General features: G+C 65.6%; 22 protein-coding genes. 11 read left to right on the top strand and 11 right to left on the bottom strand.

Going from position 1 to position 22,356, the window contains the following annotated elements:
- The first annotated feature begins 165 nt into the window (after nucleotides 1–165).
- A complete protein-coding gene (locus tag LDH74_RS11240) occupies nucleotides 166–792 on the top strand; it encodes an MBL fold metallo-hydrolase (RefSeq protein ID WP_226038821.1) in 627 nt (208 codons plus the stop codon).
- A gap of 116 nt (nucleotides 793–908) precedes the next feature.
- Here the strand turns inward: LDH74_RS11240 and LDH74_RS11235 are convergent, their stop codons facing one another.
- Nucleotides 909–1,058, bottom strand: coding sequence for a 50S ribosomal protein L40e (locus LDH74_RS11235; protein ID WP_098727401.1), 150 nt, complete (start codon nucleotides 1,056–1,058; stop codon nucleotides 909–911).
- Nucleotides 1,059–1,173: 115 nt separating this feature from the next.
- Here LDH74_RS11235 and LDH74_RS11230 point away from each other — a divergent pair, with 115 nt between their 5' ends.
- Nucleotides 1,174–2,112 (top strand): hypothetical protein, encoded by a 939-nt coding sequence (locus LDH74_RS11230; protein WP_226038820.1) that lies wholly within the window; start codon nucleotides 1,174–1,176, stop codon nucleotides 2,110–2,112.
- 21 nt (nucleotides 2,113–2,133) lie between these two features.
- On the opposite strand, the gene LDH74_RS11225 is transcribed toward LDH74_RS11230, so the two are convergent.
- Nucleotides 2,134–2,637, bottom strand: a complete 504-nt coding sequence (locus tag LDH74_RS11225) for a DUF367 family protein (protein ID WP_226038819.1) — start codon at nucleotides 2,635–2,637, stop codon at nucleotides 2,134–2,136.
- An 87-nt stretch (nucleotides 2,638–2,724) separates the two neighbouring features.
- Between LDH74_RS11225 and LDH74_RS11220 the strand changes: the two genes are divergently transcribed.
- The gene (locus LDH74_RS11220) at nucleotides 2,725–3,084 is read left to right on the top strand and encodes a nuclear transport factor 2 family protein (protein ID WP_226038818.1); all 360 of its coding nucleotides are present in this window, start codon (nucleotides 2,725–2,727) and stop codon (nucleotides 3,082–3,084) included.
- Between the two features lie 10 nt (nucleotides 3,085–3,094).
- On the opposite strand, the gene LDH74_RS11215 is transcribed toward LDH74_RS11220, so the two are convergent.
- Nucleotides 3,095–4,237 (bottom strand): rhodanese-like domain-containing protein, encoded by a 1,143-nt coding sequence (locus LDH74_RS11215; protein ID WP_226038817.1) that lies wholly within the window; start codon nucleotides 4,235–4,237, stop codon nucleotides 3,095–3,097.
- A gap of 156 nt (nucleotides 4,238–4,393) precedes the next feature.
- Between LDH74_RS11215 and LDH74_RS11210 the strand changes: the two genes are divergently transcribed.
- A complete protein-coding gene (locus LDH74_RS11210) occupies nucleotides 4,394–5,920 on the top strand; it encodes a stage II sporulation protein M (protein WP_226038816.1) in 1,527 nt (508 codons plus the stop codon).
- A 467-nt stretch (nucleotides 5,921–6,387) separates the two neighbouring features.
- Here LDH74_RS11210 and LDH74_RS11205 read toward each other — a convergent pair whose 3' ends face one another.
- Nucleotides 6,388–7,764: an MFS transporter gene (locus LDH74_RS11205; RefSeq protein ID WP_226038815.1), complete on the bottom strand. Its 1,377-nt coding sequence runs from the start codon at nucleotides 7,762–7,764 to the stop codon at nucleotides 6,388–6,390.
- A 151-nt stretch (nucleotides 7,765–7,915) separates the two neighbouring features.
- Between LDH74_RS11205 and LDH74_RS11200 the strand changes: the two genes are divergently transcribed.
- The gene (locus tag LDH74_RS11200; protein WP_226038814.1) at nucleotides 7,916–8,632 is read left to right on the top strand and encodes a DUF502 domain-containing protein; all 717 of its coding nucleotides are present in this window, start codon (nucleotides 7,916–7,918) and stop codon (nucleotides 8,630–8,632) included.
- A 494-nt stretch (nucleotides 8,633–9,126) separates the two neighbouring features.
- Here the strand turns inward: LDH74_RS11200 and LDH74_RS11195 are convergent, their stop codons facing one another.
- From LDH74_RS11195 to LDH74_RS11165, 7 genes are all read right to left on the bottom strand, one after another.
- The gene (locus LDH74_RS11195; protein ID WP_226038813.1) at nucleotides 9,127–10,062 is read right to left on the bottom strand and encodes a branched-chain amino acid transaminase; all 936 of its coding nucleotides are present in this window, start codon (nucleotides 10,060–10,062) and stop codon (nucleotides 9,127–9,129) included.
- A 321-nt stretch (nucleotides 10,063–10,383) separates the two neighbouring features.
- Nucleotides 10,384–11,361, bottom strand: coding sequence for a hypothetical protein (locus LDH74_RS11190; RefSeq protein ID WP_226038812.1), 978 nt, complete (start codon nucleotides 11,359–11,361; stop codon nucleotides 10,384–10,386).
- Nucleotides 11,362–11,402: 41 nt separating this feature from the next.
- Nucleotides 11,403–11,837 carry a cupin domain-containing protein gene (locus LDH74_RS11185; protein WP_226038811.1) on the bottom strand — a complete coding sequence of 145 codons (435 nt, stop codon included), beginning with the start codon at nucleotides 11,835–11,837 and terminating at the stop codon, nucleotides 11,403–11,405.
- Between the two features lie 9 nt (nucleotides 11,838–11,846).
- The gene (locus LDH74_RS11180; protein WP_226038810.1) at nucleotides 11,847–12,158 is read right to left on the bottom strand and encodes a nickel-binding protein; all 312 of its coding nucleotides are present in this window, start codon (nucleotides 12,156–12,158) and stop codon (nucleotides 11,847–11,849) included.
- A 145-nt stretch (nucleotides 12,159–12,303) separates the two neighbouring features.
- The gene (locus tag LDH74_RS11175; RefSeq protein WP_226038809.1) at nucleotides 12,304–13,284 is read right to left on the bottom strand and encodes an ArsR family transcriptional regulator; all 981 of its coding nucleotides are present in this window, start codon (nucleotides 13,282–13,284) and stop codon (nucleotides 12,304–12,306) included.
- Nucleotides 13,285–13,462: 178 nt separating this feature from the next.
- Nucleotides 13,463–14,212, bottom strand: coding sequence for a 3,4-dihydroxy-2-butanone-4-phosphate synthase (gene ribB / locus LDH74_RS11170; protein WP_226038808.1), 750 nt, complete (start codon nucleotides 14,210–14,212; stop codon nucleotides 13,463–13,465).
- A complete protein-coding gene (locus LDH74_RS11165; protein WP_226038807.1) occupies nucleotides 14,209–14,916 on the bottom strand; it encodes a CTP-dependent riboflavin kinase in 708 nt (235 codons plus the stop codon). Before LDH74_RS11165 ends, ribB begins: the two co-directional genes overlap by 4 nt.
- Nucleotides 14,917–15,267: 351 nt before the next feature.
- Between LDH74_RS11165 and LDH74_RS11160 the strand changes: the two genes are divergently transcribed.
- Genes LDH74_RS11160 through LDH74_RS11135 form a run of 6 tightly spaced genes read left to right on the top strand, consistent with a single transcriptional unit; the run spans nucleotide 15,268 to nucleotide 22,294 of the window.
- Nucleotides 15,268–16,431, top strand: coding sequence for a glycosyltransferase (locus LDH74_RS11160; RefSeq protein WP_226038806.1), 1,164 nt, complete (start codon nucleotides 15,268–15,270; stop codon nucleotides 16,429–16,431).
- Nucleotides 16,428–17,684: a glycosyltransferase gene (locus LDH74_RS11155; RefSeq protein WP_226038805.1), complete on the top strand. Its 1,257-nt coding sequence runs from the start codon at nucleotides 16,428–16,430 to the stop codon at nucleotides 17,682–17,684. Before LDH74_RS11160 ends, LDH74_RS11155 begins: the two co-directional genes overlap by 4 nt.
- Entirely contained in the window at nucleotides 17,681–18,802 is a 1,122-nt protein-coding gene (locus LDH74_RS11150) for a glycosyltransferase family 4 protein (protein WP_226038804.1), read from the top strand. Before LDH74_RS11155 ends, LDH74_RS11150 begins: the two co-directional genes overlap by 4 nt.
- Nucleotides 18,799–20,262 (top strand): sulfatase-like hydrolase/transferase, encoded by a 1,464-nt coding sequence (locus LDH74_RS11145; protein WP_226038803.1) that lies wholly within the window; start codon nucleotides 18,799–18,801, stop codon nucleotides 20,260–20,262. The genes LDH74_RS11150 and LDH74_RS11145 overlap by 4 nt, the downstream gene beginning before the upstream one ends.
- Complete coding sequence (locus LDH74_RS11140; RefSeq protein WP_226038802.1) at nucleotides 20,259–21,380, top strand: sulfatase-like hydrolase/transferase; 1,122 nt, start codon at nucleotides 20,259–20,261, stop codon at nucleotides 21,378–21,380. The genes LDH74_RS11145 and LDH74_RS11140 overlap by 4 nt, the downstream gene beginning before the upstream one ends.
- On the top strand, nucleotides 21,377–22,294 hold the full coding sequence (locus LDH74_RS11135) for an alkaline phosphatase family protein (protein ID WP_226038801.1): 918 nt from the start codon (nucleotides 21,377–21,379) through the stop codon (nucleotides 22,292–22,294). The genes LDH74_RS11140 and LDH74_RS11135 overlap by 4 nt, the downstream gene beginning before the upstream one ends.
- Nucleotides 22,295–22,356: the final 62 nt, after the last annotated feature.

Genomic DNA, 22,356 nt, shown 5'->3' with positions numbered 1-22,356 from the left:
GATGAGACGCCCCGGAGACCGGCCAATACCACTGTAAGGAACGTTGCATATAAGAATAGTATCAAATATGCGGGAGGGTGAGTGAGAGAGTACTGCTACTGCTGGCTGATTGCAGAGCGGGTATCGAGGGCACCGTTTTTGCCGTCGGCCCGCAACTGTCCCCGTATGGAGGTTCACCACGTCACCGAGGACGCGGAGACGTTCACGTGCAACGCCTATCTGGTCGTCGGCGATCGGACGACGCTGGTCGACGCCGGTGCGATGGACGGCGTCGTCGACGAGATCCGCGAGCACACCGACGACCTCGAGGCCGTCGTCATGACCCACCAGCACGGCGATCACGTCGCCCAGCTCGAGGCGGTCTGTGATGCGTTCGATCCCGAGGTGTACGCCTACGACGATCACCCGACGCGGACGCACGAAATCGACGACGGCGATACGGTCCGGATCGGCGACGAGGAGTTCGACGTCGTCTACACGCCGGGGCACGCCGACGACCACGTCTCGTTCGTCTCCGACTCGTCGCTGTTCTCCGGCGACGTGGTCGTCCACGACGACGGCGCGTTCGAGTACGGGAGCTTCGGCCGCACCGACATGGCCGGTCAGTCCCGCGAGCGACTCATCGAGAGCATTCAGGACTTACTCGAGCGCATGCCCGACGGCAGTCAGTCTGCCGGCGTCGAGCACATGTACGCGGGCCACGGTGGCGTCTTCCACGGCGACGTGCGCGACGTGGTGACGACGGCGCTCGAGCGAGCCGAAAAGCGGGAGCCGAAGTATCCGGACGAGTAGCGGCCGTTCCGAGCGTCCGCTGCTCGGACGATGTTGTAACTGCGAGTGAGACGGTAGACCGGAAGAAAGCGGATCGAAACGACCGATCCGCCGTGGTCGCGATCCGCCGCGGTCGATTATGCGGCGCGGGCTTCCTTCGCCTTGGGGCGAAGCTTCTTGTATCCGCACTTCCGGCATCGGTTGGCTCGCTTGGAGTTGCGAGCGTTACAGCGCATGCAGATCATCTTCTCGAGCGTCCGTTTCTCAGCGGCGTCGAAACTGGCCATACTCGGCCTTCGCCCGTGGTGCATTTAATCGCTGTGATCCGACGGGCCAGGTCGCAACTCGAAAAACTGGTTACAGAGTAAACACTTAGGGGCGGACCGGCCGTAGGGGCCGACGATGGAGACGGAATCGGTGCGGTGGACGTTCGGGCCGCGTGAGAGTTGGCTGTTGCAGGTTGCGACCTACGCCCCCTACGGCCTCTTCGGCGGCTTCGGCCTCCTGCTCGCGATCAGCGGCGTCACGCTCGTCGTGGTCGGCGCGTTCGATGCGTCGGCGCTTGCAGTGGCGCTAATACTCGCCCTCATTGGCGGACCGATGTCGCTGCTATACCTCCTGATCCTCGTACGATACGGACCGAACGGATCGAAGTGGTTCGACCAGTACACGGGACCGGCTCGACTCACGAACCGCGGCATCGCCATCTCGACGGTCGTCGGTGCGACCCTCATCGTGGTCTCGGTCGCCGTCGCGGCCGAACTACTGGCCATCCTGTTCGCCGGCCTGCTGGCGTCGCTCGTCGTCGTTAGTCCGCTCGCAACGGACGTCGAACTCGAGATCGCCGAACGGCGGTTGACGCTCGGTGACGACGACCGGTTCGGCGGTGCGGTCGTCGTCGAGTTCGAGAACGTCCGCAGCGCCTGGCGGCTCCCGCTGGGTCCGCTCTCGCCCTGGCGGGTCGTCGTACTCCGTCGGGTTCAGGGCCCGCCGCTGTTCGTCCCGGTTCCGGACCGCCACGTCGAGCCGTTCGATCACGCGCTCGAGAGCGGACGAAGATCGCCCCCGACCGCGGAGCCGAAGACGGCCGGAACGACTCGTCCGATGCGAATCGTCTTGGCGGCGATCGGGCTCGGGTTCGTCGTGACCGCGCTCGGCTTCACCGCGCTCGTCCTCCGATCGGGGGAGACGGGCGGCGGACGCGCGTTCTACCCCGTCGTCCTCCTCGTGCTGTTCGGCGCCATTTCGCTCGGCTACGCCGGCTACGAATCGTGGCTCGCACGCCGCGGTGGCAGTCGGCGGACGGGTGACGACGGTGTGCCGTCCGAGGGGAGCCGATAGGAGCCGGTCGCCGCCGTGTCGTCACTCCTCGTCGGCCAGATAGTCCTCCTGTACCGCGACGACCTCGCTCGAGTCCGTACACTCGCTGTAGCGGCGGAGGGGCTCCTCGTTGAGCGTCAGAAAGGTCTCGCCCCAGCGGAACGGCTCGAGCAGGTCCTCGGCGCGCTCCCACTCGTCGAAGATGCAGCACGCGCCGGCGAGCGCTTCGACGGTGGTCAGCCGGAACGGCCGCCCGTAGTTGATCGGGTTCGCGGCGACGAGGAAGGGGAGCGCCCGGTGGACGCCGCGCATTTCGAACGACGCCGCTTCGGCGGACTCCCACGAGCAATCGAGGGCGACCAGCGTCCCCAGCCCCTCCTCGAGGTCGTCCGGCGAGAGCGCCCGCTCGGCGTGGGGGTTGAGGACGACCCCGTAGGGCACCTGCCCCATCGACCGGTAGAGGGTCGCTTTATCGAACTTCTCGAGGCGACGCGCGGTACACTTCTCGGGGTCGTCGTCGCCCTCGTAGTAGACGTGACACTCCACGGACGGAGGGAGGAGGAGCCGAGAGAAAAGCATACGGTTCGAGGACCGGAGTCGTACGTTTTTGCCGGTGGCGACGAATGTGGTGGTATGGATACGGAGTCGGATGCGAGAGACGACTCGAGCGGTGACGCGCGCGCCCTCGTCCGGCGATACTACGACGCACTCGACGACCACGACTACGACGCGCTCGAGGAGACCCTCTCACCGGCGTTCGTCCAGCACCGGCCGGATCGGACGTTCGAGAGTCGTGACGAGTTCATCGAATTCATGCGCGAGAAGCGGCCGAACCCGGACACCAGTCACGATCTCGAGTCGGTGATCGCCGGGGACGGTCGGATCGCGGTGCGCGGCCGCGTCATCGAAGAGGGGACGACGCTCTTCGAATTCGCCGACTTCTTCGAAACCGACGGCGGACGGCTGGCCCGACTCGAGACGTACTCGCGCTGACTCGGCTAACTCAGGCGGAACAGTTGTTCGGCCCCAACTCGAGTTCGACCCGTTCCTCGGGCGGAATCTCCGCTACGCCGCGGTTGTACTCGATGATCTCCTCGTAGTTCGACGGCTTCTCGCCGGCGTCGGCCATCCGCTCGACGAACTCCTCTTCCTCGAGTCCGAGCAGGTCGATCCCCGTCCGCGCAGCGCGGATCGTCGTCCGAATCGGCTCGCCCGGCGCGCCGCGTTCGAACTCGCCGTCGGCGGTGACCGTCACGTGCCCCGGCAGGACGACGACGCTTTCGGGTTCGGCCAGAATCGTGCGATGAAGCGTCTCGTAGAGCATTCGAGCGCCTCGTTCCCCCTCGCCCTCGCCAAACTCGAGTTCCGTCCGCCCCGTCGAGTCGACGTGCAGCGTGTCGGCGGTCACCAGCGCTGCGTCGTCCACCAGCAGGTTGATCATCTCGCTCGTGTGGCCCGGCGCGGACACCGCTTTGATCTCGCGCTCGCCGATGGGACGGACCTCGTTGCGCTCGAGCGGCGTGTACTCCCGTTCGACGTCGCGCTCGCTCGCGCGCTCGCCGAGATAGTACGGTACCGCGAGGTCGTCCGCCAGATCTCGACCGCCGGAAATGTGGTCGGCGTGCACGTGCGTGTCGATCACGCCGGTAACGGTCAGGCCGGCTTCCTCGGCCGCGGCCGCGTACTCGTCGGTGTCCGCGGTCGGATCGACGACGAGGGCCTCGCCCGTCTCCGTACAGCCGACGACGTAGCCCAGACAGCCCGTCGCGCGCCGCTGGATCTGGACGATCGTCAGCCCGTCGTCCACGTCCATCTCGACTCGGTCGTAGACCCTACTCCAGCCCTTCATGCCGCCGTCGACGGCCGCCACCTCGTACTCGTCGGTCGCCGACTCGAGGCGCGTCGCGAGATTGCCCGAGGAGCGCCCCTTCGCGCAGACGGTGATGACGCGGTCGGCGTCACCGACGACGTCTCTGAGTTCCTCGAGTCGGCCGTCAAGTTCCTCCTCGGGACCGAACGGGAAGTGGAGCGCGCCCGCGATGTGCCAGGACTCGTAGCTGTCTTCGGGACGGGTATCGACGAGCGCGAAATCGGCGTGCTCGTCTTGCAACTCGGCGAGCCGTTCGGGCGAGATTGTGGTGACCATACACGACCGTACGACGCGAGGGACGTAAATAGTGAGGCGTCAGTCTCCGGGGTCGCTCTCGATATCGCGCCATCGCATCATCCGCTGTCTCGACCGGTCGCATTCCCCGGCCGCTGAGAGGGTTCATTTAACTGATACGCCGTCTAACGGTCGAGTATGTCCCTCTCCGATTTCGTCGCCGCCGTCGTCGCCGTCCTCCGTCGTCGCCCGGGGGATCTCCTGCCCCTGTACCTGCTCGGCGTCGCGATCCCCGCGATCGTCCGCGTCGTTCCGTTTCTCGCGATCGGCATCGCGTATCTCCACCTCTCGAGGTCCGGACGCCTCGAGTCGATTCGAACACACCTCGTCGAACTCGACTCGCCGCCGAGTCCCGAGGCCGATCCCGAGGCGTTCGACGCGTGGGCCACCGGCCTCGAGCCGATCTTCGAGCAACTGGTGACGCCATCGCTGGTCGTCCTCGCCCTCGTGGCGATCGCCGTGAGCGTCGTCCTGTTCGCGGTGCTGTCCGCCATTGTCGCCGCCGGCCAGCTCGCGGCCTGTTACGGTCGGCTTCGGGACGAGCGCGGCCTCGTCGCCGGGATCGACGGCGTCCGCCGCTACTGGCTTCGGTTTCTCGGCCTGTTCGTCCTCGAGTTGCTGTGCTGGGTGGCGGTACTCGGTGCCATCGGCATCGGAGCGGCGCTGTTCGGCGGCATCGTCTCGCTCGCGACGGGGTCCGCAGCCCTCGCTCTCCCCGTCATCTTGCTCGGTGCGCTCGTCGCGTTCGTCGTCCTCCTCGTCGTTCGTGCGCTGTTCGCCTTTGCGCCGGTCGCGATCGTCGTCGACGATGCGGGCGTATTCGGATCGCTGCGGAGCGCCGCGGGGTTCATTCGCGCACGGCCGGTGGACGCGGGCTTTTACTACGTGATCGCGATCGGGATGCTGATCGGACTGTCGACGCTCACCGGACTGTTCTCGCTCGTCGACGTCGTCACCGTCGGCTCGCTGGTCTCTGTGCTGGTCGCGATGCCGACCCTCGATCTGCTGAAGTCCGCCGTCTACTGCGGCTATCGGGACCGATTGACTCCGCCGGAGCCACCGACGCGATCGCTTCGGGACGGGGTCCGGGCCGGACTCCGCCGCGGCTGGCGCGAGATGGTGTCGTTCGTCCGGGCGCGGCCCGGGACGCACGCGTTCGTCCTCGGCCTCGGTCTCCTCGGATTCTGGATGGGCTGGGCCGCTGCCGGCCCCTACGTCGGGACGTTCGATGCGTCAATCACGGCTCGACTCGAGGGGATCTTCCCGCCGACGATGGCGGCCAATCTGTTCGGCAACAACTGGTTCGTCGCGCTCACGACGGCCTACGCCGGGGTCGCGCTCGCGGTCCCCGCGATCGTATCGCTGCTGTTCAACGGCGTCTTCCTCGGGATCATGGCCCGCCTCGAGGTCGATCCGCTGGAACTCGCCGCATTCGTCGTTCCCCACGGCGTTCTCGAGATCCCGGCCATCCTGATCGCGGGCGCGCTGGGGGTGTCCGTCGGCGCGACCGCGTGGCGGACGTGGCGGGGTCGCGCGAGTCGAACGGCTCTCGCGGACGCGCTCGAGCGCGCGTTCTGGGTGCTGATCGGGATCGGGATCCTGCTGGCGATCGCCGCGGTTATCGAGGGGTTCGTCAGTCCGTTCTACTATCGGCTCTTTCTCTAGCGAACTGCCGTTCTCTTCAGATAAGAAAGGTGAGTGCCTTAGGGTCGTCCGAGAATCGAAGATTCTCGGGATGACGAGACGCCGGAGGCGTCTCGAACCACTTGACCTCGAGGCGGTTCACGAAGACCGTTCGATACGTCTTTCGTGTGAATGTAGCAGTCGGCTTTGATTGGGTTGCGGGAAACGAAGCGTCCTGCTTTCGTGGCAACAGGGAATCGCCACGCTCTCCCCAACCGATTCGCTCGCTCGCAGGCTCGCTCACTCATCCCTCGCGCAGTGTCATCGACCGGCCTCACTCTCGTTCGGCCGGTCGACAGCGCGCGCCACAGCATGCCGGTTGACCAGTCCGAACTGATACATAGATTGCCTCTATCGAACGAGTCGGCCCCTCGAGCAGAGCCCGGCAACGGATGGGATGACGAATGGCCCCGGTAGCGAAATGGAAGCGACTCTTCGACGCTGCGTCGCTACTGGTAGGCTTCGAATTCCTTCCCGAACACCAGGAAGTAGGCGGTGCCGACCAGTCCGATTCCCGTTGCAATAGTGAACGCGACGATGGGATCGCCGCCGAACACCTGCGTCCCCGTCAGCGGGTTCGAGAACCCGCCCCACAGCAGTCCGCCCAGCGCCGCGCTCGGGATGACGATCAGGTTCCGAAGGAGGTAGTACGCGCCGGTCACTCGGCCGCCGGCACCCCGTTCGGCGGGGCCGACGATCAGCGCCTTGTGGGCGGGCAGCCCCGCGAACCGAAGCCCGGAGAACGCGAAGAGGGCCGCGAGGACGGCCGCGTCTTCGGGCGCGTTGATCAGCAAAATCGGGAAGATCGCGTAGACCGCGAATCCGAGCGCGACGACCGGTTTGAGGCCGACGCGTTCGGCGGCCTTCGCGACCGGAATCATCGTCACCAGGGCGACCACCATCTCGATTCCGAGCAGGATCCCGAAGTACGACTGCGGCGAGAGGTCGACCGCGCCGACGGCCGGCAGGGAAACGGAGAGACCGACCTCGAGAAACCGCGTGACGACGAGCACGAAGAAGACGTAGACCATCCCGTTCGCGAACCGGACGAGGGTATCGCCCACGAGCAGGGGTCGGAGTTCTTCGGGCATCGCCCGGAGGTCGGCAATGAGCTGTGACGCTCCCTCGAACTCTTTGCCAAAATCGTCGTCCGCGGACCGATAGAGAACGTGCTGGACGACGGTCCCGAAGACGCCGAAGACGACGGCGACGAGCAGGATGAATTGGAACGCGGTGACGATCTCGCCGTCGCTCGAGCCGAACGGAGAGAAGAGTGCGGCGGCAAACAGCGGGCCGACGAGGAAGGCGGTGCGGCGGAACGTCTCGGTGCTCGCGAAGCCGGCAGCCAGTTTCGAGGGCGAAACCGATTGCTTGACGATGGCGAACGTCGCCCCGAGCCCGAACGACTTCCAGGCCTGCGAGAGCCCTAATCCGACGAAGATCGCGACGATGGCCAGAGAGGTGGAGCCGATCGAGACGCCGGCGAGTGCGGGCGCACCGAGCCAGATACCGAAGCCGAGCGTCGAGCACAGACCGAAGGCGGTCAGGGCGTATCGCGAGCCGATTCGATCGGAGATCGCCCCGCCCGGATAGGGATAGACGGCGCTGATAACGTTCCCGAACGTCCCGAACAGCCCGACGACGAACACGGACGCGCCCAGCGCCGACATGTACTCGGCCATGTATCGGCTCGTCATCTGGAAGCCGAGACTGAACGCGAACATCGCCACCGAGAGGACGAGTACGTCCCGCTCGAGCGCGAAGAACTGCCGAAACGGATCCAGCGGATCGGCCTCCTGGTCCGTGGACTCCTGCTCGAGGCTCATGCGCGTCGCTTCGCAGGCCGACAGCTTGAAATTTGATCCGTCGGCTGACGCTGCCGCCGCTGCTGCCACCGACGCTGCTGCCACCGACGCTGATAGCGCGTGGATACGACAAAGGGAAGGGCTCATTAGCCAGTAGTGTGAGATCCAGCACATGGCTTCGTGGAAGCGGGATTTCGCGAGCGGGCTCGTCGTCCTTGGCCCCATCCTCGTCACGCTCTACGCGATCTACTGGCTCTACGGACTCGTTGCCGGGCTGACACCCGGCCTCATTCTCGACGCCGAGGCGCTCAGACCGCTCATCGCGGGTTCGAGCCCGCAGGCCGAGCAGACGCGCGAGCAACTCGCGCAGCTCCTCCGCGTAATCGTCGCGCTGACCGTCTTCGTCATTCTCACGTTTTCTGTCGGTTATCTCATGCGGACGACCGTCGGCGGGCTGGTCGAACGGCTGGTCGACAACATCGCGAACCGCGTGCCCGTGATCCGCCTTGTCTACAACGCCTCGAAGATGGCCGCCGAGACGGCCTTCGGCGAGCAGGATTCGCTCCAGAAACCGGTCAAGATCGAGACCTGGGAGGGGCTGCGGATGACGGCGTTCAAGACCGGCAAGGTGACTGACGACGGCCGCGAGGTGCTCTTCTTACCTACCTCGCCGAACATCACGACGGGGTACGTCGTCGAAGTCGAATCCGACGAGATCACCGAACTCGACGAGGACGTCGAGGATGCGCTCACTCGCGTCCTGAGCGCCGGCTTCGGCGACGCCAACCACCGGGGCATGGACGCTGGCATCTCCATCGACGTCATCGACGACGCGAAAGCGAACGAATCCGACCGCGCCGGAACCGACCGCGCCGACGGTGACGACTAACACCGAAATTTTGCTCTGCGGTCTGTCGCGCTGAGCGGCGAAGCCGCCAGCGCGACGTCCCTCGGCAAAATTTCGATCAAAAGCAACGGAAGACGTTCCTGCTCACTTCGTTCGCAGGCTGCGACTTCCGAGCCTTCGTTCGCTCCGCTCACGAAGACACTCCTCCCTCCCCTGGCTCGTGGCCTTTGGCCGCTCGCCTTGCCGCGGCGCTTCGCGCCGCGCTCTCCGGGTCGGTCGTCGGCCCGCTCGCTCACTGGCCCACGGCTACGCCGTTCGCCTTCCCGCGGCGCTGCGCGCCGCGCATTCGTTCGCTCGCGGTGACTGTCGGTCGACCGCCTGCCCTTCCCCGAGTCGCGCACCTCTCGCAGTGCTCGAGGCGCGCTCCCGGCCACAGCGGTCACTCTCGAAGAGTCGAACACACCATCACAGACTCGAGCGTTCGGCCCCGGTCTCGAGACGGTTCGACGCGTTCTATGCCGCAAAAATGGCGCTTCTCACACGTCGACGTACTCGAACCACTCGTCGTACTCTTCGGAGCCTTCTTCGACGATATCGAAGAACTTCTGCTGGATCTCCTCGGTAACGGGGCCGCGAGAGCCGTTTCCGATGACGACGTTGTCGACTTTCCGGATAGGCGTCACTTCGGCCGCGGATCCGGTGAAAAACAGCTCGTCGGCCGTGTTGAGCTCGCCGCGCGAGATGGAGACGTTGTCGTGGACGGTGTAGCCCAGATCCTCCGCGATCCGAATGACGGAGTCTCGAGTGATGCCGTCGAGGATCGACTCCGAGAGGCCGGGCGTGTAGAGTTCGCCGTCGCGCACGAGGAAGATATTCTCGCCGGGGCCTTCCGCGACGTTGCCCTCCTTGTTGAGGACGATGGCTTCCGCGTAACCGTTCCGGCGCGCTTCCTCGCCGGCGAGCATGCTGTTGACGTAGAGACCGGTCGTCTTGGCGTTCGTCGGAATCTGGCTCGAGGCGTGTTTCCGCCACGAGGAGATCATCACGTCGATGCCGTTCTCGAGGGCCTCCTCGCCGAGGTAGGCGCCCCACGGCCACGCGGCGACGGCCGTGCGGGTCGGGCAGTCCTTGGGACTGACGCCCAGGGAATTGTAGCCGTAGAAGGCGATCGGCCGGAGATAACAGGAGGGGAGTTCCTGGCGCTTGATGAGCTCTTTCGTCGCCTCGGTGAGCTCGTCCTTCGTGAAGTCGATCTCCATCTCGTAGGGCTTTGCGGACTGGAACAGGCGCTCGAGGTGTTCCTCCCAGCGAAAGAGCGCCGGTCCGTTGTCGGTGTCGTAACAGCGCGCGCCCTCGAAGACGCCGCTACCGTAGTGGAGCCCGTGTGTAAGCACGTGGATCTGCGCGTCGTCCCAGTCGACAAACTCGCCATCCAGCCAGATCGTGTCGACGTCCATCTCGTCGAATCCCATGATCGGGAGTGTTGCAAGCCACCGTACTAAGTGTTCGCGGTTTTCGGAAGCGAACCGTCGGGGATCGAGGGAGAGGCCCGCCGAACGCCGCTCAGTCGAGTGCCGGCGATCACAGCTCCTCACCAGCGACTGTGCCGGCGATCATCGCGATCCGGACGCGTTCTCGTGCACGCCGTCGACCAGTCGTGGAAAGCGTTCGAACAGCCGGTCCGGGACCGTCGGCGAAATCTCCGAGAGACGAACCGGGACCCTCGAGTCGATGAGTTCGAAATTTGCGCAAAATATGGTCGGCGACACTGCGTAGCCCGGCGGCCGTCCGGGCTACTGGTCCGGTCCGGAGAACTCCTCGAACTCGCGGAGAGAGACGTACGCGCCGCCGTCGCCGTCCGGCATCAACGCGTACGCCGTCGGGTAGTCGTCCGTCTCGAAGTACACACCCGGCGTCGCGATGTCCACTGCCGTCTCTTCCTCGAGGTCGTTGCGAAGGAAGTCGGTCGTAACCATCGGCTCGACGAAGTGAACCCTCCCTTTACCGTCCCCTTCGTAGACCGGGAGCTCGACGCGTTCTCTCTCTAGCTCTATCACCTCGGTGTCGACGGGCTGCTCCGGATCGATACTCGGATCGTACGCGCCGTAGACGTTCGTATGAGTGAACGCTTCACCGTGGAACTCCGGAGCCGTCTCGTCGAGCAGGTGTTCCCCCATCCCCTCGACGATGAGCCGATGCTGCTCGAACATGTACCCCTGCGGGAACTGGTTCGCGGGAACGTCGTAGTCGGCCAGACCGACGAAGGGCAGCGGCGTGGACTCGAGCGGTCCCCCACTGATCCCCTCGACGCCGTCTTCGCCCATCATGTAGAAATGGAAGTCGAAGTGGGGAACGTCGTAGATGTCCGGCGGTGGATGACCTTGGGGGTTGTAGTGGAACCCCATGTGGGTAAACTGATGGCGGTCGATCTCGGCCCCGTCGTCCGTTTCGTCCGGGAAGTGGAGGTGTGCTGCGCGCTCCTCCTCGTCGAAAGCCATCAGGGCGTCGCCGCCGACGTGGACGCCCAGCGACGAGAGTCGCCCGTCCCGGTCGGTGGTCGCGTACGTCCGGACGCCTCCATCCGCATCCGATTCACCCCAGTGGACGTCGTGGTTCGCCGGCTTCGGGAGTTCCGGCGGGGCTGAGTCGCGCTGCGATCCGCTGGCCGCTCCGGTCACGAGCGTTCCACCCGCCAGTACAGCCGTCGTCTTCAGGAACAGTCGTCGATCGATACCGTCGATGTGCCCTCTCGTTTTTTGTCTCGATGTCATTGTTTCAGTTCTCGGTTCGGTTGGGATCGGTCGAAACGACGCTACGCCTTGACGGTCCGTTCCTCGAACGGTTCGAGGTCCGCTTCGAACTCGGAGACGGTGGTACTATCCGAGAAGACGCCGAGGAACCGGGCCGTCACGGAACCGGTATTACGGAACCCGTGGGGAGCCATCGGCGGAATCACCGCCAGGTCGCCGGCACTGATCACTCCCGTTGTGCCCCCGGCCCAAGCCTCGACTTCGTCGCCGTCGAGACAGATGATGAGTTCCTCGGGGCTGTCCGTGTGGGTCCCGAGTTCCTTCCCGGGTTCGATCTCGAAGTAGACGACGTTGTGGCCGCCCTCGAGTTCTATCCCGGTTGTCGCCGGGAACGCCGGTGAGAACGGGAAGTTCACGCTCACGTCCATCTCCGATTCCGATTGCGTCACTCCGACGAGCTCGAGCTCGTCGAGGCTTATTGTTTTTAGTTCTGACATTATTGGTGGCTATTCGAGGTCGTTTCGATCGAACTGGTCGTCGAGGCGCGTGAGTTCAGTCACCGGGAGACCCGCGCGCTCGGAGTGCTCCGCGATGGCTTCCTCGCTCGGGGCGCGGTAATGACAGTACGCGCAGTCGGTGTCGTCGTCCGTGTCCGCCAGCACGTCGGTACGGACCCACTCCACCTCGACGTCTTCCTCGCTGAGTTCCGCGATCGCCCGCTGAGACGCCGCGAGCGCCTCCTGTTTTGCTTCCTCGGTGGTGAGGTCTTCGTCCATCTCGCGCCAGATACCGAAGTCGATCAGGTCTTGTTCTGACATGACCGGCTAGGGCTACGACGGGATCGCACTTATACATAAGGAGAATTACATTTCTCTAGCCGATTCTAGTGAAATTCCGTTCACGGACCCGACCGGTGGGCTCGTATTCCCTCCAACCGGGTCGGAAACCGGCGGGGTCCCGATATCAGACCGACGGCTGTTCGTCGAGACCGACGACGTTCATGCTGTCGTCCACCGAAACGGTGAGCGTCGTCGCCTCGCCTTCGATCGTCACGGTTATGCGGAACGGATCCTCCGTGACGGCCGTCTCGAAGCGGGTCCGAAGCAAGTCGATGACTTCGTCGAAGGAGGGAGCGAGCACGTCGAATCCCTGGTCGTCGAGGAATGCGATCACGGGGGTGAGACTCATGACGAACGGTTCGACGGGCAAGTTCTTGGCGAACCCGCAGGTATCACACCGCTGTTCCGCCCAAACGGGGAATCGTGTCCCACAGTGCGAACACGGTTTCCCCTCCCGAACCCGGTGTGTCTCACAGACCGAAACCGACGCCGAGATGGAGCCCGCACACTCCCGACAGACGTCGCGCATCATGGAGGCGATATCCAACATACACCGGTAGAATCCGGTTGCGAGTGCCTCGTCGGGGGTCCGATCCGTCAGCCCTGCAGCCGGGTAGTTCGAAAAGAAGACCGAGTCCCGTGGCGCTTTGTCGCCGAACATCCCGTCACACTCGGTACAACTGATCCGAAGCCACTGGTCCTCGTAGGTCGCCGTCATGGGCGCGTCACACAGCGGACAGTCCTGCTCGAGATCGGCGGAGAAGTCGAGTTCTTCCGCTCCCGAGACGGCGATCACGGTTCTGGCAATCTGCTTGCCGGCACTGCTCAATCGGTACCCGTCATCGGTTTGCCGAACGAAGTGGGGAGCCAGTTGCGAGAGGTGATAGTTGAATTTCCCGTTGTCGTCGACGTCGACCCGACGACGCAGCTCCGAGAACGATATCGTCTCGGCGGTATCGGAGACGTCGTCGTATTTGTGGGCGGCATCGGTGTGCCAGAGCACGCGGATGATGTCTAACCGAATCTCGTTGCCAAGGATGGTGAAGGCCTCGTCCGGGGAAATACCGTCCAGATCGATCGCTGGTGTCAACCGGGGTTCAGCCATGCTAGCAAGGACCACATAGGGCTCAATAAACGTGTCCTACTGTTTTCAAATCGGACCGAATCGGTTGCAAGATACGAACGTTAATGCGATAGATACCGGTTTTTAGCCGGGAGCCGGGAGTTCGCACGTCTGCATCGCGTCTGCTTCGGTACTAGTACGCGTTCTACGACTCCGGTCGCTACTCCATTCGCTCGAGGACCTCGCGACCCTCGAGGTAGGCGAAGCCGTGTCGGTCCGCGTAAGCGCGGGCGTCGGCGGGCGAGAGGGCCTCGCCAGTTTCGTCGTCGAGCATCTCGCAGACGACGACGGCGGGCGAGAGATCGGCGGCCTCGGCCAGGGCGACCCCGAGTTCCGTGTGGCCCTCGCGCTGGGCGAGCAGGTCCGGCGCGGCCTTGAGCAGGTGAACGTGACCGGGGACCCGGAACTCCGCGGCGAAGTCGGTTTCGTCGGGTGCGGCGGCGGCGTCGCCGAGCGCTCGGATGGTCGTCGAGCGATCGTCGTCGGTGATTCCGGTGTAGGTGTCCCGATGGTTGACAGTCAGCGAGAACGACGATCGATCGTCGTAGCCGAGTTCGTGGTCGGCCGTCGCGGGATGGTCGACCACGTCCGAGTAGAAGGGCAGGTCGAACGCCTCCGCGATATCGTGGCCGAGCGCGACGCAGACCAGCCCGCCGGCGTCGTTTCGCAGTCGGGCGACGGCCTCGGGCGTCACGCTATCGGCGTGGTAGATCAGGTCCGTCTCGCCCTCGCGGTCGGCCGCGTCGTGGACGAGAATCGGCTCGCCCGCCCGGAGCGACTCGAGGGCGTGCTCGAACGAGTTCGCGGACGGGTCGACGCTCGAGTTCGCCCCGGTATCGGCGTTCGTCCCGCCGTCGGCGTTCGCCCCGGCATCGGCGTTCGACTGCGGTCCGGCGTGGTGGCCCGTCATTCGCGATCCCCCACGGAGACGGTGACGTGATCGCCGTCCTCGAGGGAGAGTTCCTCCCGGAGTTTCTCGGGCGCGATGACCTCGAGCTGGTCGTCGTCGTGGTGGGTGCGTTCGGGGGCGATGGTGTAGGCGTTCTCGTAGGTCTCGCCGTCGGCGGTCTCGATCGTCGCGGGGTAGCAGACGGCGGGTCCGTAGGTCCGCTCGTCGGACTCCCAGCCGTCGATGGGGACGGGCTCGAGCGAGGCCATGGCGCTGCGCCGCCGGACGCTATCCTCGCGGAGGTCGACGTTCAGCGTGCCGGGGAACGGCTCGTAGCCGAGTCGCTCCTCGAACTGGCGTTGGTAGCCCGACAGCGAGATGTAGTGGCGACCCTCGCCCATGCCGCTGGTGACGGTCCCCTCGAGGCCGATCTGGGAGTCCGTCTCGAAGATGCGACGGTAATCCTCGTATTCGGCGTGGAGCGCTCGCTCACCGGTCTCCGTGATCGCGACCCACTGGCCGTCGCTGACGGTGTCGCGCTCGAGCAGGTCGGCGCTCTCGAGGCGCTGGAGTCGCCGCGAGGCGGTCTGGTTCGACGCGTCGAGGCGTTCCGCGAGGTGAGAACAGGATATCTTGACGTCGCCCTCGAGCCCGCCCTCGAGCGCGAGGAGTTTGAGCACGGCGAGTTCGTCGTGCCCGACGGCGGACTCAGCTAGCACTGACATACACGCATCTATACCGTAGCCCCGTAAAAGTATATCGAATGTGGCATGCGTAACGGAACTGTGATGGTGTTCACGACCGTTTATCGCGTACTCGGAAATGACCGACCGGGTGGAAAAAGCCACCGGTCCGCTGAACGCCGCTCGAGCGCATTCGATCGATCGGTACGTCTCGTCTCCGCCGTACGGCCGATTTCTCCGCAGCAATCGCTTGTACGGTCTAGTGAATTACAGCTCGAGATGACCTTCTCTCTACCGTGACATACACAAATAGAATAAATTAATAAAACCTTTCTTGTATAATGCAAGGATACCGGTTTTACCGTAGAATATAGAGCGTATAGGTGCATTCGCATGAAACGTCTCCTCGAGGCCCTGTTCGGACTGATCGCACTGACGGGCCTCCCGTATCTGATCTACCTCGGCGTGTACTACGTCCGACGGCCGACGGGGACACCGGCCGACGCGTGGCCCCGGGAGCCGTCGGTGAGTATCGTCCTCCCGACGTACAACGAGGCCGCGATCGTCGAGTCGAAACTCGAGGAACTGGTCGAACTCGACTACCCCATGGAGAAGGTCGAACTCGTCGTCGTCGACTCGAGCGACGACGGGACGGCGGAGCTGGTGGAGACGTTCTTCGCCGGCCGTCAGGAGCCGAAGCTGACGCTCATCCGGGAGGACGAGCGGCGGGGACTGGCGACCGCGCTGAACGAGGCCTACGCCGCCGCGGCGAACGAGGTCGTCGTCAAGACCGACTGCGACTCGCGGATCGCACCCGACGCGGTTCGAACGGCGGTCGCGAACCTCGCCGATCCCGACGTGGGAGCGGTGACCGGCCGCAACGCCGAGGTTCTCGGCGACAGCGAGGTCGAACAGGGGTATCGCGACATCCAGACGATGATCCAGGTCCTCGAGTCCCACATCGACTCGACGCTGATCTTCCACGGGCCGTTCTCGGCGTTCGAGCGCGATGCGATCGTCCCGATCGACGACGACTCGATCGCCGACGACACCGAACTCGCGCTCAAGATCCGGCGCAACGGGGACCGGGTCGTCTTCGATCCCGACATCCACTACAGGGAGGCCGCTCACTCCGAATTCAGTAAGCGACGGGAGCAGAAGGACCGGCGCGCGATGGGGCTCCTCCGATTACTGTGGCGACAGCGCGACGCGCTCGGCCGCCACGGGGCCTACGGCCGCGTCGTCCTGCCCTTCAACTGGTGGTTCATGGTCGTCTCCCCGTGGCTCGTCGCGACGGGGATCGCCGTGGCCACGATCGGGTCGCTGGCGATCGCCGGGCCGTTCGGGCTGGCGACCCCGGCCGGCGTTCTCGTCTTTACGGCACTGGGCTCGCGCGACGCGCTCGGCCCGCTCCAGCCGTTGTACTCCCTGTTCGACACCCAGATCTCGCTCCTTCGGGCGAACGTCTCGCTCATCCGTGCTCGAGTCGACGGGGACGAAGCGAGCCACGACGGCACCTGGTCGCCCGACGAGGAACTCCGGGAGGTGTTGCAGTGACGGACGTCGCGATCCTCCACGATCGCTTCCCCGGCATCGGCGGCGGCGAGGAGTTCGCCATCGAGGCCGCCCGGGTGCTCGACGCGCCGATCTACACCGCCTACGTCGCCGAGGGGACCGACATCCCGGACGACGTCGACGTGATCCCGTTCCGGCAGGCCAAGTACTCCTCGCTACCGTGGCGGCCCTTCCTCGAGTGGAAGAACGAGGGGATGAACCCCCTCGAGACGCTCAACGTCGCGCTCGATATGACCGACGCCCACCCGGATCTCGCGGCGTACGACGTGATCCTCGAGAGCGCGCCGCTGTCGAAGTACTACGTCCCCGATGTCGGTCAGCGGATCGTCCACTACCCACACAGCCCGCCGCGGTGGCTGTACGACCTCTATCGCGATCGGCTCTCGTCGTTCGAGTACCCGTTCATCGAGACCGGGCTCAAGGCCTACGCGAAGGGGTGGCGAGCGCTGGACAAGGAGGCCAACGACTACGTCGACCGCTTCGTCGCGAACAGCGAACTCGTCCGCGATCGGATTCGGCGGTTCTACGACCGCGACGCGACCGTCGTCTACCCGCCGGTGACCGGCGAGTGGCGAAACGACGGCGACGAGGGCTACTTCGTCACCTGGTCCCGACTCGCCCCCGAGAAGCGGATTAACCTGATCGCGAGGGCCTTCGCCGGACTCGACGAGCGGCTCGTGATCGCCGGCGACGGGGAGCAGCGCGAGGCGCTCGAGGCGTTCGCGGCCGACTACGACAACATCGAGGTGCGGGGCTACGTCGAGGACATCGAGTCGCTGGTCGCGCGGGCGACCGCGGTCGTCTACGCGCCCAAACAGGAGGACTTCGGCCTCGTCGGGGCGGAGGCCATGATGGCCGGCAAACCGCTGCTCGGCGTAAACGAGGGATTCACGCAGTATCAGGTGCAGGGCGGTCGGACGGGACTGCTCTTCGAGCCGACCGTCGAGTCGATCCGCGAGACGGTTCGGCGGTTCGATCCCGACGACTTCGATTCGACGGAGATTCGGGCGGCGGCGAGGCGATACGAGTACGACCGGTTCGCCGAGGGGCTTCGCGACGTCGTCGAGCAAACGGCTGCCGCCGGCATCGAAACGCCGAAACGCGAAGCGGATCGGCAACCGGAGCGCCCGACCGAAACGAGACGAACCGCAGGCCAGCAGCGCGCCGAGGAGACGTCACAGCCGGTCGACGACGCCGACGACCCCCGCGATCTCGAGGAGGCGACGGATCGATGACGGCGAGCACGACTGCTGGCGGTCGAGGCGGCGACTCGAGCGGTGATAGTCGAGACGGTGATTCGGTGGGACGGACGGGGACCGAGACGTCGCGTGCGCAACGCTCGACGACGAGCGACCGGTGTCTGCTCTATCAGAACAGCGACGCACACCCCGCACACCGGGTGTTCGCCGACGCCGTGCGCGCCGAGCGTCGTCACTTCGAGACCGGCGCTCGAGCGCCGGAACCGGACGGCAACACCGACCGGACCCTTGATCGGCTCCGTACTGGAGGGACGCTGCCGGCGTACGATACCGTCATCGCCGAAGGGAGTGCCCCGCTCCAGACCGGGCTCGCGTACAAACTGCGGCGGCCGGGAACGACCCTCGTCTATCTCGCCGCCGACGAGACGTTTTACACCCTCTCCGAGCGGCCGACGCGATACCTCTGGCGCGCGCTCGAACCCTTGTCGAATCGGCTGCTGGACGGCGTGATCGCGGTCGGTCGCGACGTCTACCGCTGGGCGCGACCGTACATCGGCGACGTCCCGGTCGCGTACGTCCGGCCGCCGATCGCCGACGAGAAGTACGAGCGACTCGCGTCGCTCTCCCCGCGCTCGCCTCCGGATCCGTTTACGATCCTCTCGGCGGGCGAAGCCAAACCCGCGAACGGCTACGATCGATTGAGTCGAGCGGTCAGACGATTCGCCGGGACCGTCGACGCCGACGTTCGACTGGTCGTCCTCGGCGAGGGCCACGAGGCGGAAGCGTACGCGGACAGATCGCACGTGATCACGCCCGGATTCGTCGATCTGGACACCTTCGCCGACTGGTTCGATCGGGCCAGCGTCTACGTCCAGTCGTCGCGGGGCGACGCGTTTCCCGTCGCGGCGCTCGAGGGAATTCTCTCGGGGACGCCGACGATGGTCACCGAGGCGACCGGCGTTCGGGAGCTACTGCCGTCTCGACAGGTCGTTCCGCCGACCGAGGCGGGCCTGCTCGAGGGGCTGTCGGACGTCTTCGAGCGGGCTCCGGCGGAGCGCCGATCCGTCGGTCGCGAGCAGCGAAGCCTCGTGACCGACCTGACCGAATCGAATCAGGGCGACCGATTCAGCACCGCACTCGCGCAATTCACATGACCGAGGCCGACCGACCGGACCGACCGGACCGACCGAACATCGTCGTCGTCTGTCTCGACACCGTCAGAAAGGACGTCTACGACCGATACGCGACCCGGTTACGGGAACTGGCGTCCGTCCGATTCGAGGGGATGCGGGCGCTCGGCGGCTGGAGCGTCCCGAGCCACGCCGGGATGCTGACCGGCTCGGTCCCCTCGGAAACGGGCGTCCACGCTCACCAGCGCCGGTTCGACCCGATCGACCGCGAGGACACCTGGATCGCGCCCCTCGAGCGGCAGGGATACGAGTCGGTTTGCGTTACGTCGAACATCTACGCGAGTCCAGTCTTCGGGTTCGACCGATTCTTCGACCGGACGGTCCCCGTTTCTCCGAGTCGCCGGCTTCCCGCGGGGATGGACGTCCAGCAACACATTTCCGATCGATCGACCGAGGGTGTGGCTGCCTACGCCGATTTCGTCCGCCAGGCCATCGACCACGACCATCCGCTTCGATCGCTGGCCAACGGCGTCCTCCTCAAATTGGACGACGTGAGTCGGAAGCTTCCGATCGAGAAGCCGACCGACTTCGGCGGTCGGTCGATCGCTCGAGCCCTCGAGCGCGAGGTCACCGAACCCGACGGGCCGGTGCTCGCCTTCGCCAACCTCATGGACGCCCACGGCCCCCACACCCCGTTTCGCGGGTTGGACGACTCGATTCACGGCGTTTCCGCGGACTTCCACTCGAGTTCGTTTCGGGATTCGGACGTGAACGCCGCAGACGGTCTCGGCGAGTGCGAATCGGATGTCGAGCGCGTCCGCCGACTCTACGCCGCGACCGTCGACTACCTCGACCGGCTCGTCGCCGACCTCGTTGCCGCACTGGAGACCGGCGACGACCGCGAATCGATCCTGATCGTGACGGCCGACCACGGCGAGAACCTCGGCTACGAGTCCGACGGCTTCCTCATGAACCACATGAGCAGCCTCTCGGAGGGGCTGTTGCACGTTCCGTTCGACATCGTTCCCACGAGCGACCGCGCCCTCGAGGTCGCGGAAGAGACTCCCGTCGACGTGAACGGGCTCAGTTCCCACGCCGATCTCGACGGCGTGATTCGAGCGCTCGCGAGCGAGGAGCCGTTCGATCCGTTCGCGTTCGAACGCGAGCGCGCTCGAGCCGAGATCGTCGGCTCCGGCTCCGGCATCCCGGAGGGCGGGGACGAATCGTACTGGGACCGGGGACAGCGGGTGATCTATCGGGGCGACCGGAAGTACTACCGCGATCAGCTCGGCACCGAGGCGGTGTACGACGTCTCCGGTCCGCCGTCGAAACAGGTCGAACTGCCCGACGAGACGGTGCCGGACGGGCTCTTCGAGTCCGCCTTCGGCGAGTGGGTGACCGGCGACGAGAACGATGCAGAGGCGTTTGCCGAGGAGGTGGACGCGGCGAGCCGCGCGCGACTCGAGGACCTGGGATACCTATGACCGAACAAACCACGGATACAACCCTGCTAGTCACGGTTGACTCGCTTCGAACCGATCACCTGCAGTACATGCCCCGTACGCAGGAGTTTCTGGACGACACCCACGACGCCACCTTCGCAACGAGCACCGCGACGCCCGGCAGCTTCCCGGCGATTATCGGCGGGGAGTATCCGGCCGGCAGCGGGCTCGAACCGAGCGCGAGCGTCGCCCACGAGTTCGATGCTTACCGCGTCGGGATCACGACGAATCACCTGCTGTCCGCGGAGTACGACTACGCGACCGGATTCGACTCGTTCACGTCGCCGAAAGGCGGCGGCGAGTCGCTGAAGGACAAGGGTGCGATCCTGCTCGAGCGCGGCTCGCTCCCCTACAAGGTCGCCAGCTGGGGATACAACCGGTATCAGCAGCTCCGGAGTTACGTCGACGAGACCGAGAAGTCGTTCCGGCCGGCGGACGACGTCGTCGACCAGTTTCGATCCGAAATCGACGGCCGCGAGGAGTGGTTCGGCTGGCTGCACTTCATGGAGCCCCACCATCCCTACGATCCCGACGGCGCGGATATCGACCGAGCGGAGGCGCAGCGGATCACTCGCCGCGTGCTCTCGGATCGCGGCTCCGATGAGGACGAGGCCCTCGTCCGGGAACTCTACCGGCAGGAGGTCGCCGAACTCGACGCGGCCCTCGAGTCCCTCTGGACCACAGTTCCGGACGACGCTCGCGTCGTCTTCTGCGGCGATCACGGCGAACTGCTCGGCGAGGACGGCCTGTGGGGCCACCCCGGCGAGATGCGCCCCGAGCTCCTGAACGTCCCGTTCGGCACGCGGAACGCGCCCGACCTCGGCGAGGTCGTCTCGCTGGTCGACGTTCCGACTATCCTTCGGGGGACAGAACACGGCGTCGGCACGCTCGAGCGCGAAATTGCCTTCGCCGCCTATGGAGACCGAAAGGCCGCGATGACCGTCGACCGCATCGCGACGGAGGCGGGAACGTATCGACTCGCGGACGGCGAACCGGTGGAGGATCCCGCGCTCGAGGCAGAACTCGAGCGGTTCGATCCCGCCTACGTCGTCAAGGAGGACGCGCTGCAGGAAGATCTGGAGGATCTGGGATACGCATGACTGTCGTCGTCCTCGCGCTCGACGCGCTCGACGCCGGACTGGTCGAGCACTTCGACCTCGACGCCGTCCGCCTCGAGTCGGGCGGCGAGATCGAGACGTTCGCGAACACGCAGTCGGTTCCGTACACGCCGGAGGTCTGGGCGACCGTCGCGACCGGGCTCGAGCCGGCCGAACACGGGATCACCGGCGGCGGCACGAGCCAGTGGGAGAACCCCGCGCTCGACCTCGCGTCGTCGTTCACCGGTCGCCTCGACGAGTCCACGAGGGGAACGCTCGGCAAACTCGTTCGGTCGCGGACCGGGACGCGCGAGCGCATCGGCGAGACGGACCGCGAGTCGATGTTCGACGCCGACGACGCGGTCGTCCACAACTGGCCGGGCGTCCACGACGGACGGCCGCTCCAGCGGGCCTGGGACCTGATGAACGCCGTCGCGGAGGGGATGCCCCGACACGAGTTCGAGCGCGAACTGTTCGGGCTCTGCGCCCAGCAGTTCGGCTGGGCCCGCGAGATGCTCGCACACCCCGTCTCGATCGCCGGGGTCCACGTCCACACGCTCGATGCGGCGGGCCACGCCTACGCCGACGACGAAGCCGCGCTGGGTCGCGCCTACGATCGCGTCGGCGAGTACGTCGAGGAGATCGTCGCCGCCCTCGGCGAGGACGACGACCTCCTCGTCGTCAGCGATCACGGGATGCGCGCCGATTTCTATCCGCCCGACGCGGGGGAGAAGCCGGCCAGTCACTCCTGGCGCGCGTACGCGAGTTCCACGGCGGACACCTGTCCGGAGTCGGTCTACGACGTGCGGCGATGGGTAGAGGAACGCGCGGCGGAGTCCGGAGCGAGCGCGTCCGGCGGCGACGAGGGGATCGACATGCCGACCGATCGCCTGCGCGAACTCGGCTACCTCGACTGACGGTTCGGCGATGCGGTGATGCGGCGGTCGGAACGAGCAGTCAGCATCGAAATGGACCGTTC

The sequence above is a fragment of the Natrinema sp. DC36 genome (assembly GCF_020405225.1).
Taxonomy (GTDB): Archaea; Halobacteriota; Halobacteria; order Halobacteriales; family Natrialbaceae; genus Natrinema.
This window is presented reverse-complemented; position numbering and strand designations above follow the sequence as displayed.

Excerpts from the sequence above, each read along its gene's own strand:
- LDH74_RS11240 (WP_226038821.1), top strand. The coding sequence starts at position 166 with ATGGAGGTTCACCACGTCACCGAGGACGCGGAGACGTTCACGTGCAAC.
- LDH74_RS11235 (WP_098727401.1), bottom strand. The coding sequence starts at position 1,058 with ATGGCCAGTTTCGACGCCGCTGAGAAACGGACGCTCGAGAAGATGATC.
- LDH74_RS11230 (WP_226038820.1), top strand. The coding sequence starts at position 1,174 with ATGGAGACGGAATCGGTGCGGTGGACGTTCGGGCCGCGTGAGAGTTGG.
- LDH74_RS11220 (WP_226038818.1), top strand. The coding sequence starts at position 2,725 with ATGGATACGGAGTCGGATGCGAGAGACGACTCGAGCGGTGACGCGCGC.
- LDH74_RS11215 (WP_226038817.1), bottom strand. The coding sequence starts at position 4,237 with ATGGTCACCACAATCTCGCCCGAACGGCTCGCCGAGTTGCAAGACGAG.
- LDH74_RS11210 (WP_226038816.1), top strand. The coding sequence starts at position 4,394 with ATGTCCCTCTCCGATTTCGTCGCCGCCGTCGTCGCCGTCCTCCGTCGT.
- LDH74_RS11205 (WP_226038815.1), bottom strand. The coding sequence starts at position 7,764 with ATGAGCCTCGAGCAGGAGTCCACGGACCAGGAGGCCGATCCGCTGGAT.
- LDH74_RS11200 (WP_226038814.1), top strand. The coding sequence starts at position 7,916 with ATGGCTTCGTGGAAGCGGGATTTCGCGAGCGGGCTCGTCGTCCTTGGC.
- LDH74_RS11195 (WP_226038813.1), bottom strand. The coding sequence starts at position 10,062 with ATGGGATTCGACGAGATGGACGTCGACACGATCTGGCTGGATGGCGAG.
- LDH74_RS11190 (WP_226038812.1), bottom strand. The coding sequence starts at position 11,361 with ATGACATCGAGACAAAAAACGAGAGGGCACATCGACGGTATCGATCGA.
- LDH74_RS11185 (WP_226038811.1), bottom strand. The coding sequence starts at position 11,837 with ATGTCAGAACTAAAAACAATAAGCCTCGACGAGCTCGAGCTCGTCGGA.
- LDH74_RS11180 (WP_226038810.1), bottom strand. The coding sequence starts at position 12,158 with ATGTCAGAACAAGACCTGATCGACTTCGGTATCTGGCGCGAGATGGAC.
- LDH74_RS11175 (WP_226038809.1), bottom strand. The coding sequence starts at position 13,284 with ATGGCTGAACCCCGGTTGACACCAGCGATCGATCTGGACGGTATTTCC.
- ribB (WP_226038808.1), bottom strand. The coding sequence starts at position 14,212 with ATGACGGGCCACCACGCCGGACCGCAGTCGAACGCCGATGCCGGGGCG.
- LDH74_RS11165 (WP_226038807.1), bottom strand. The coding sequence starts at position 14,916 with ATGTCAGTGCTAGCTGAGTCCGCCGTCGGGCACGACGAACTCGCCGTG.
- LDH74_RS11160 (WP_226038806.1), top strand. The coding sequence starts at position 15,268 with ATGAAACGTCTCCTCGAGGCCCTGTTCGGACTGATCGCACTGACGGGC.
- LDH74_RS11150 (WP_226038804.1), top strand. The coding sequence starts at position 17,681 with ATGACGGCGAGCACGACTGCTGGCGGTCGAGGCGGCGACTCGAGCGGT.
- LDH74_RS11145 (WP_226038803.1), top strand. The coding sequence starts at position 18,799 with ATGACCGAGGCCGACCGACCGGACCGACCGGACCGACCGAACATCGTC.
- LDH74_RS11140 (WP_226038802.1), top strand. The coding sequence starts at position 20,259 with ATGACCGAACAAACCACGGATACAACCCTGCTAGTCACGGTTGACTCG.
- LDH74_RS11135 (WP_226038801.1), top strand. The coding sequence starts at position 21,377 with ATGACTGTCGTCGTCCTCGCGCTCGACGCGCTCGACGCCGGACTGGTC.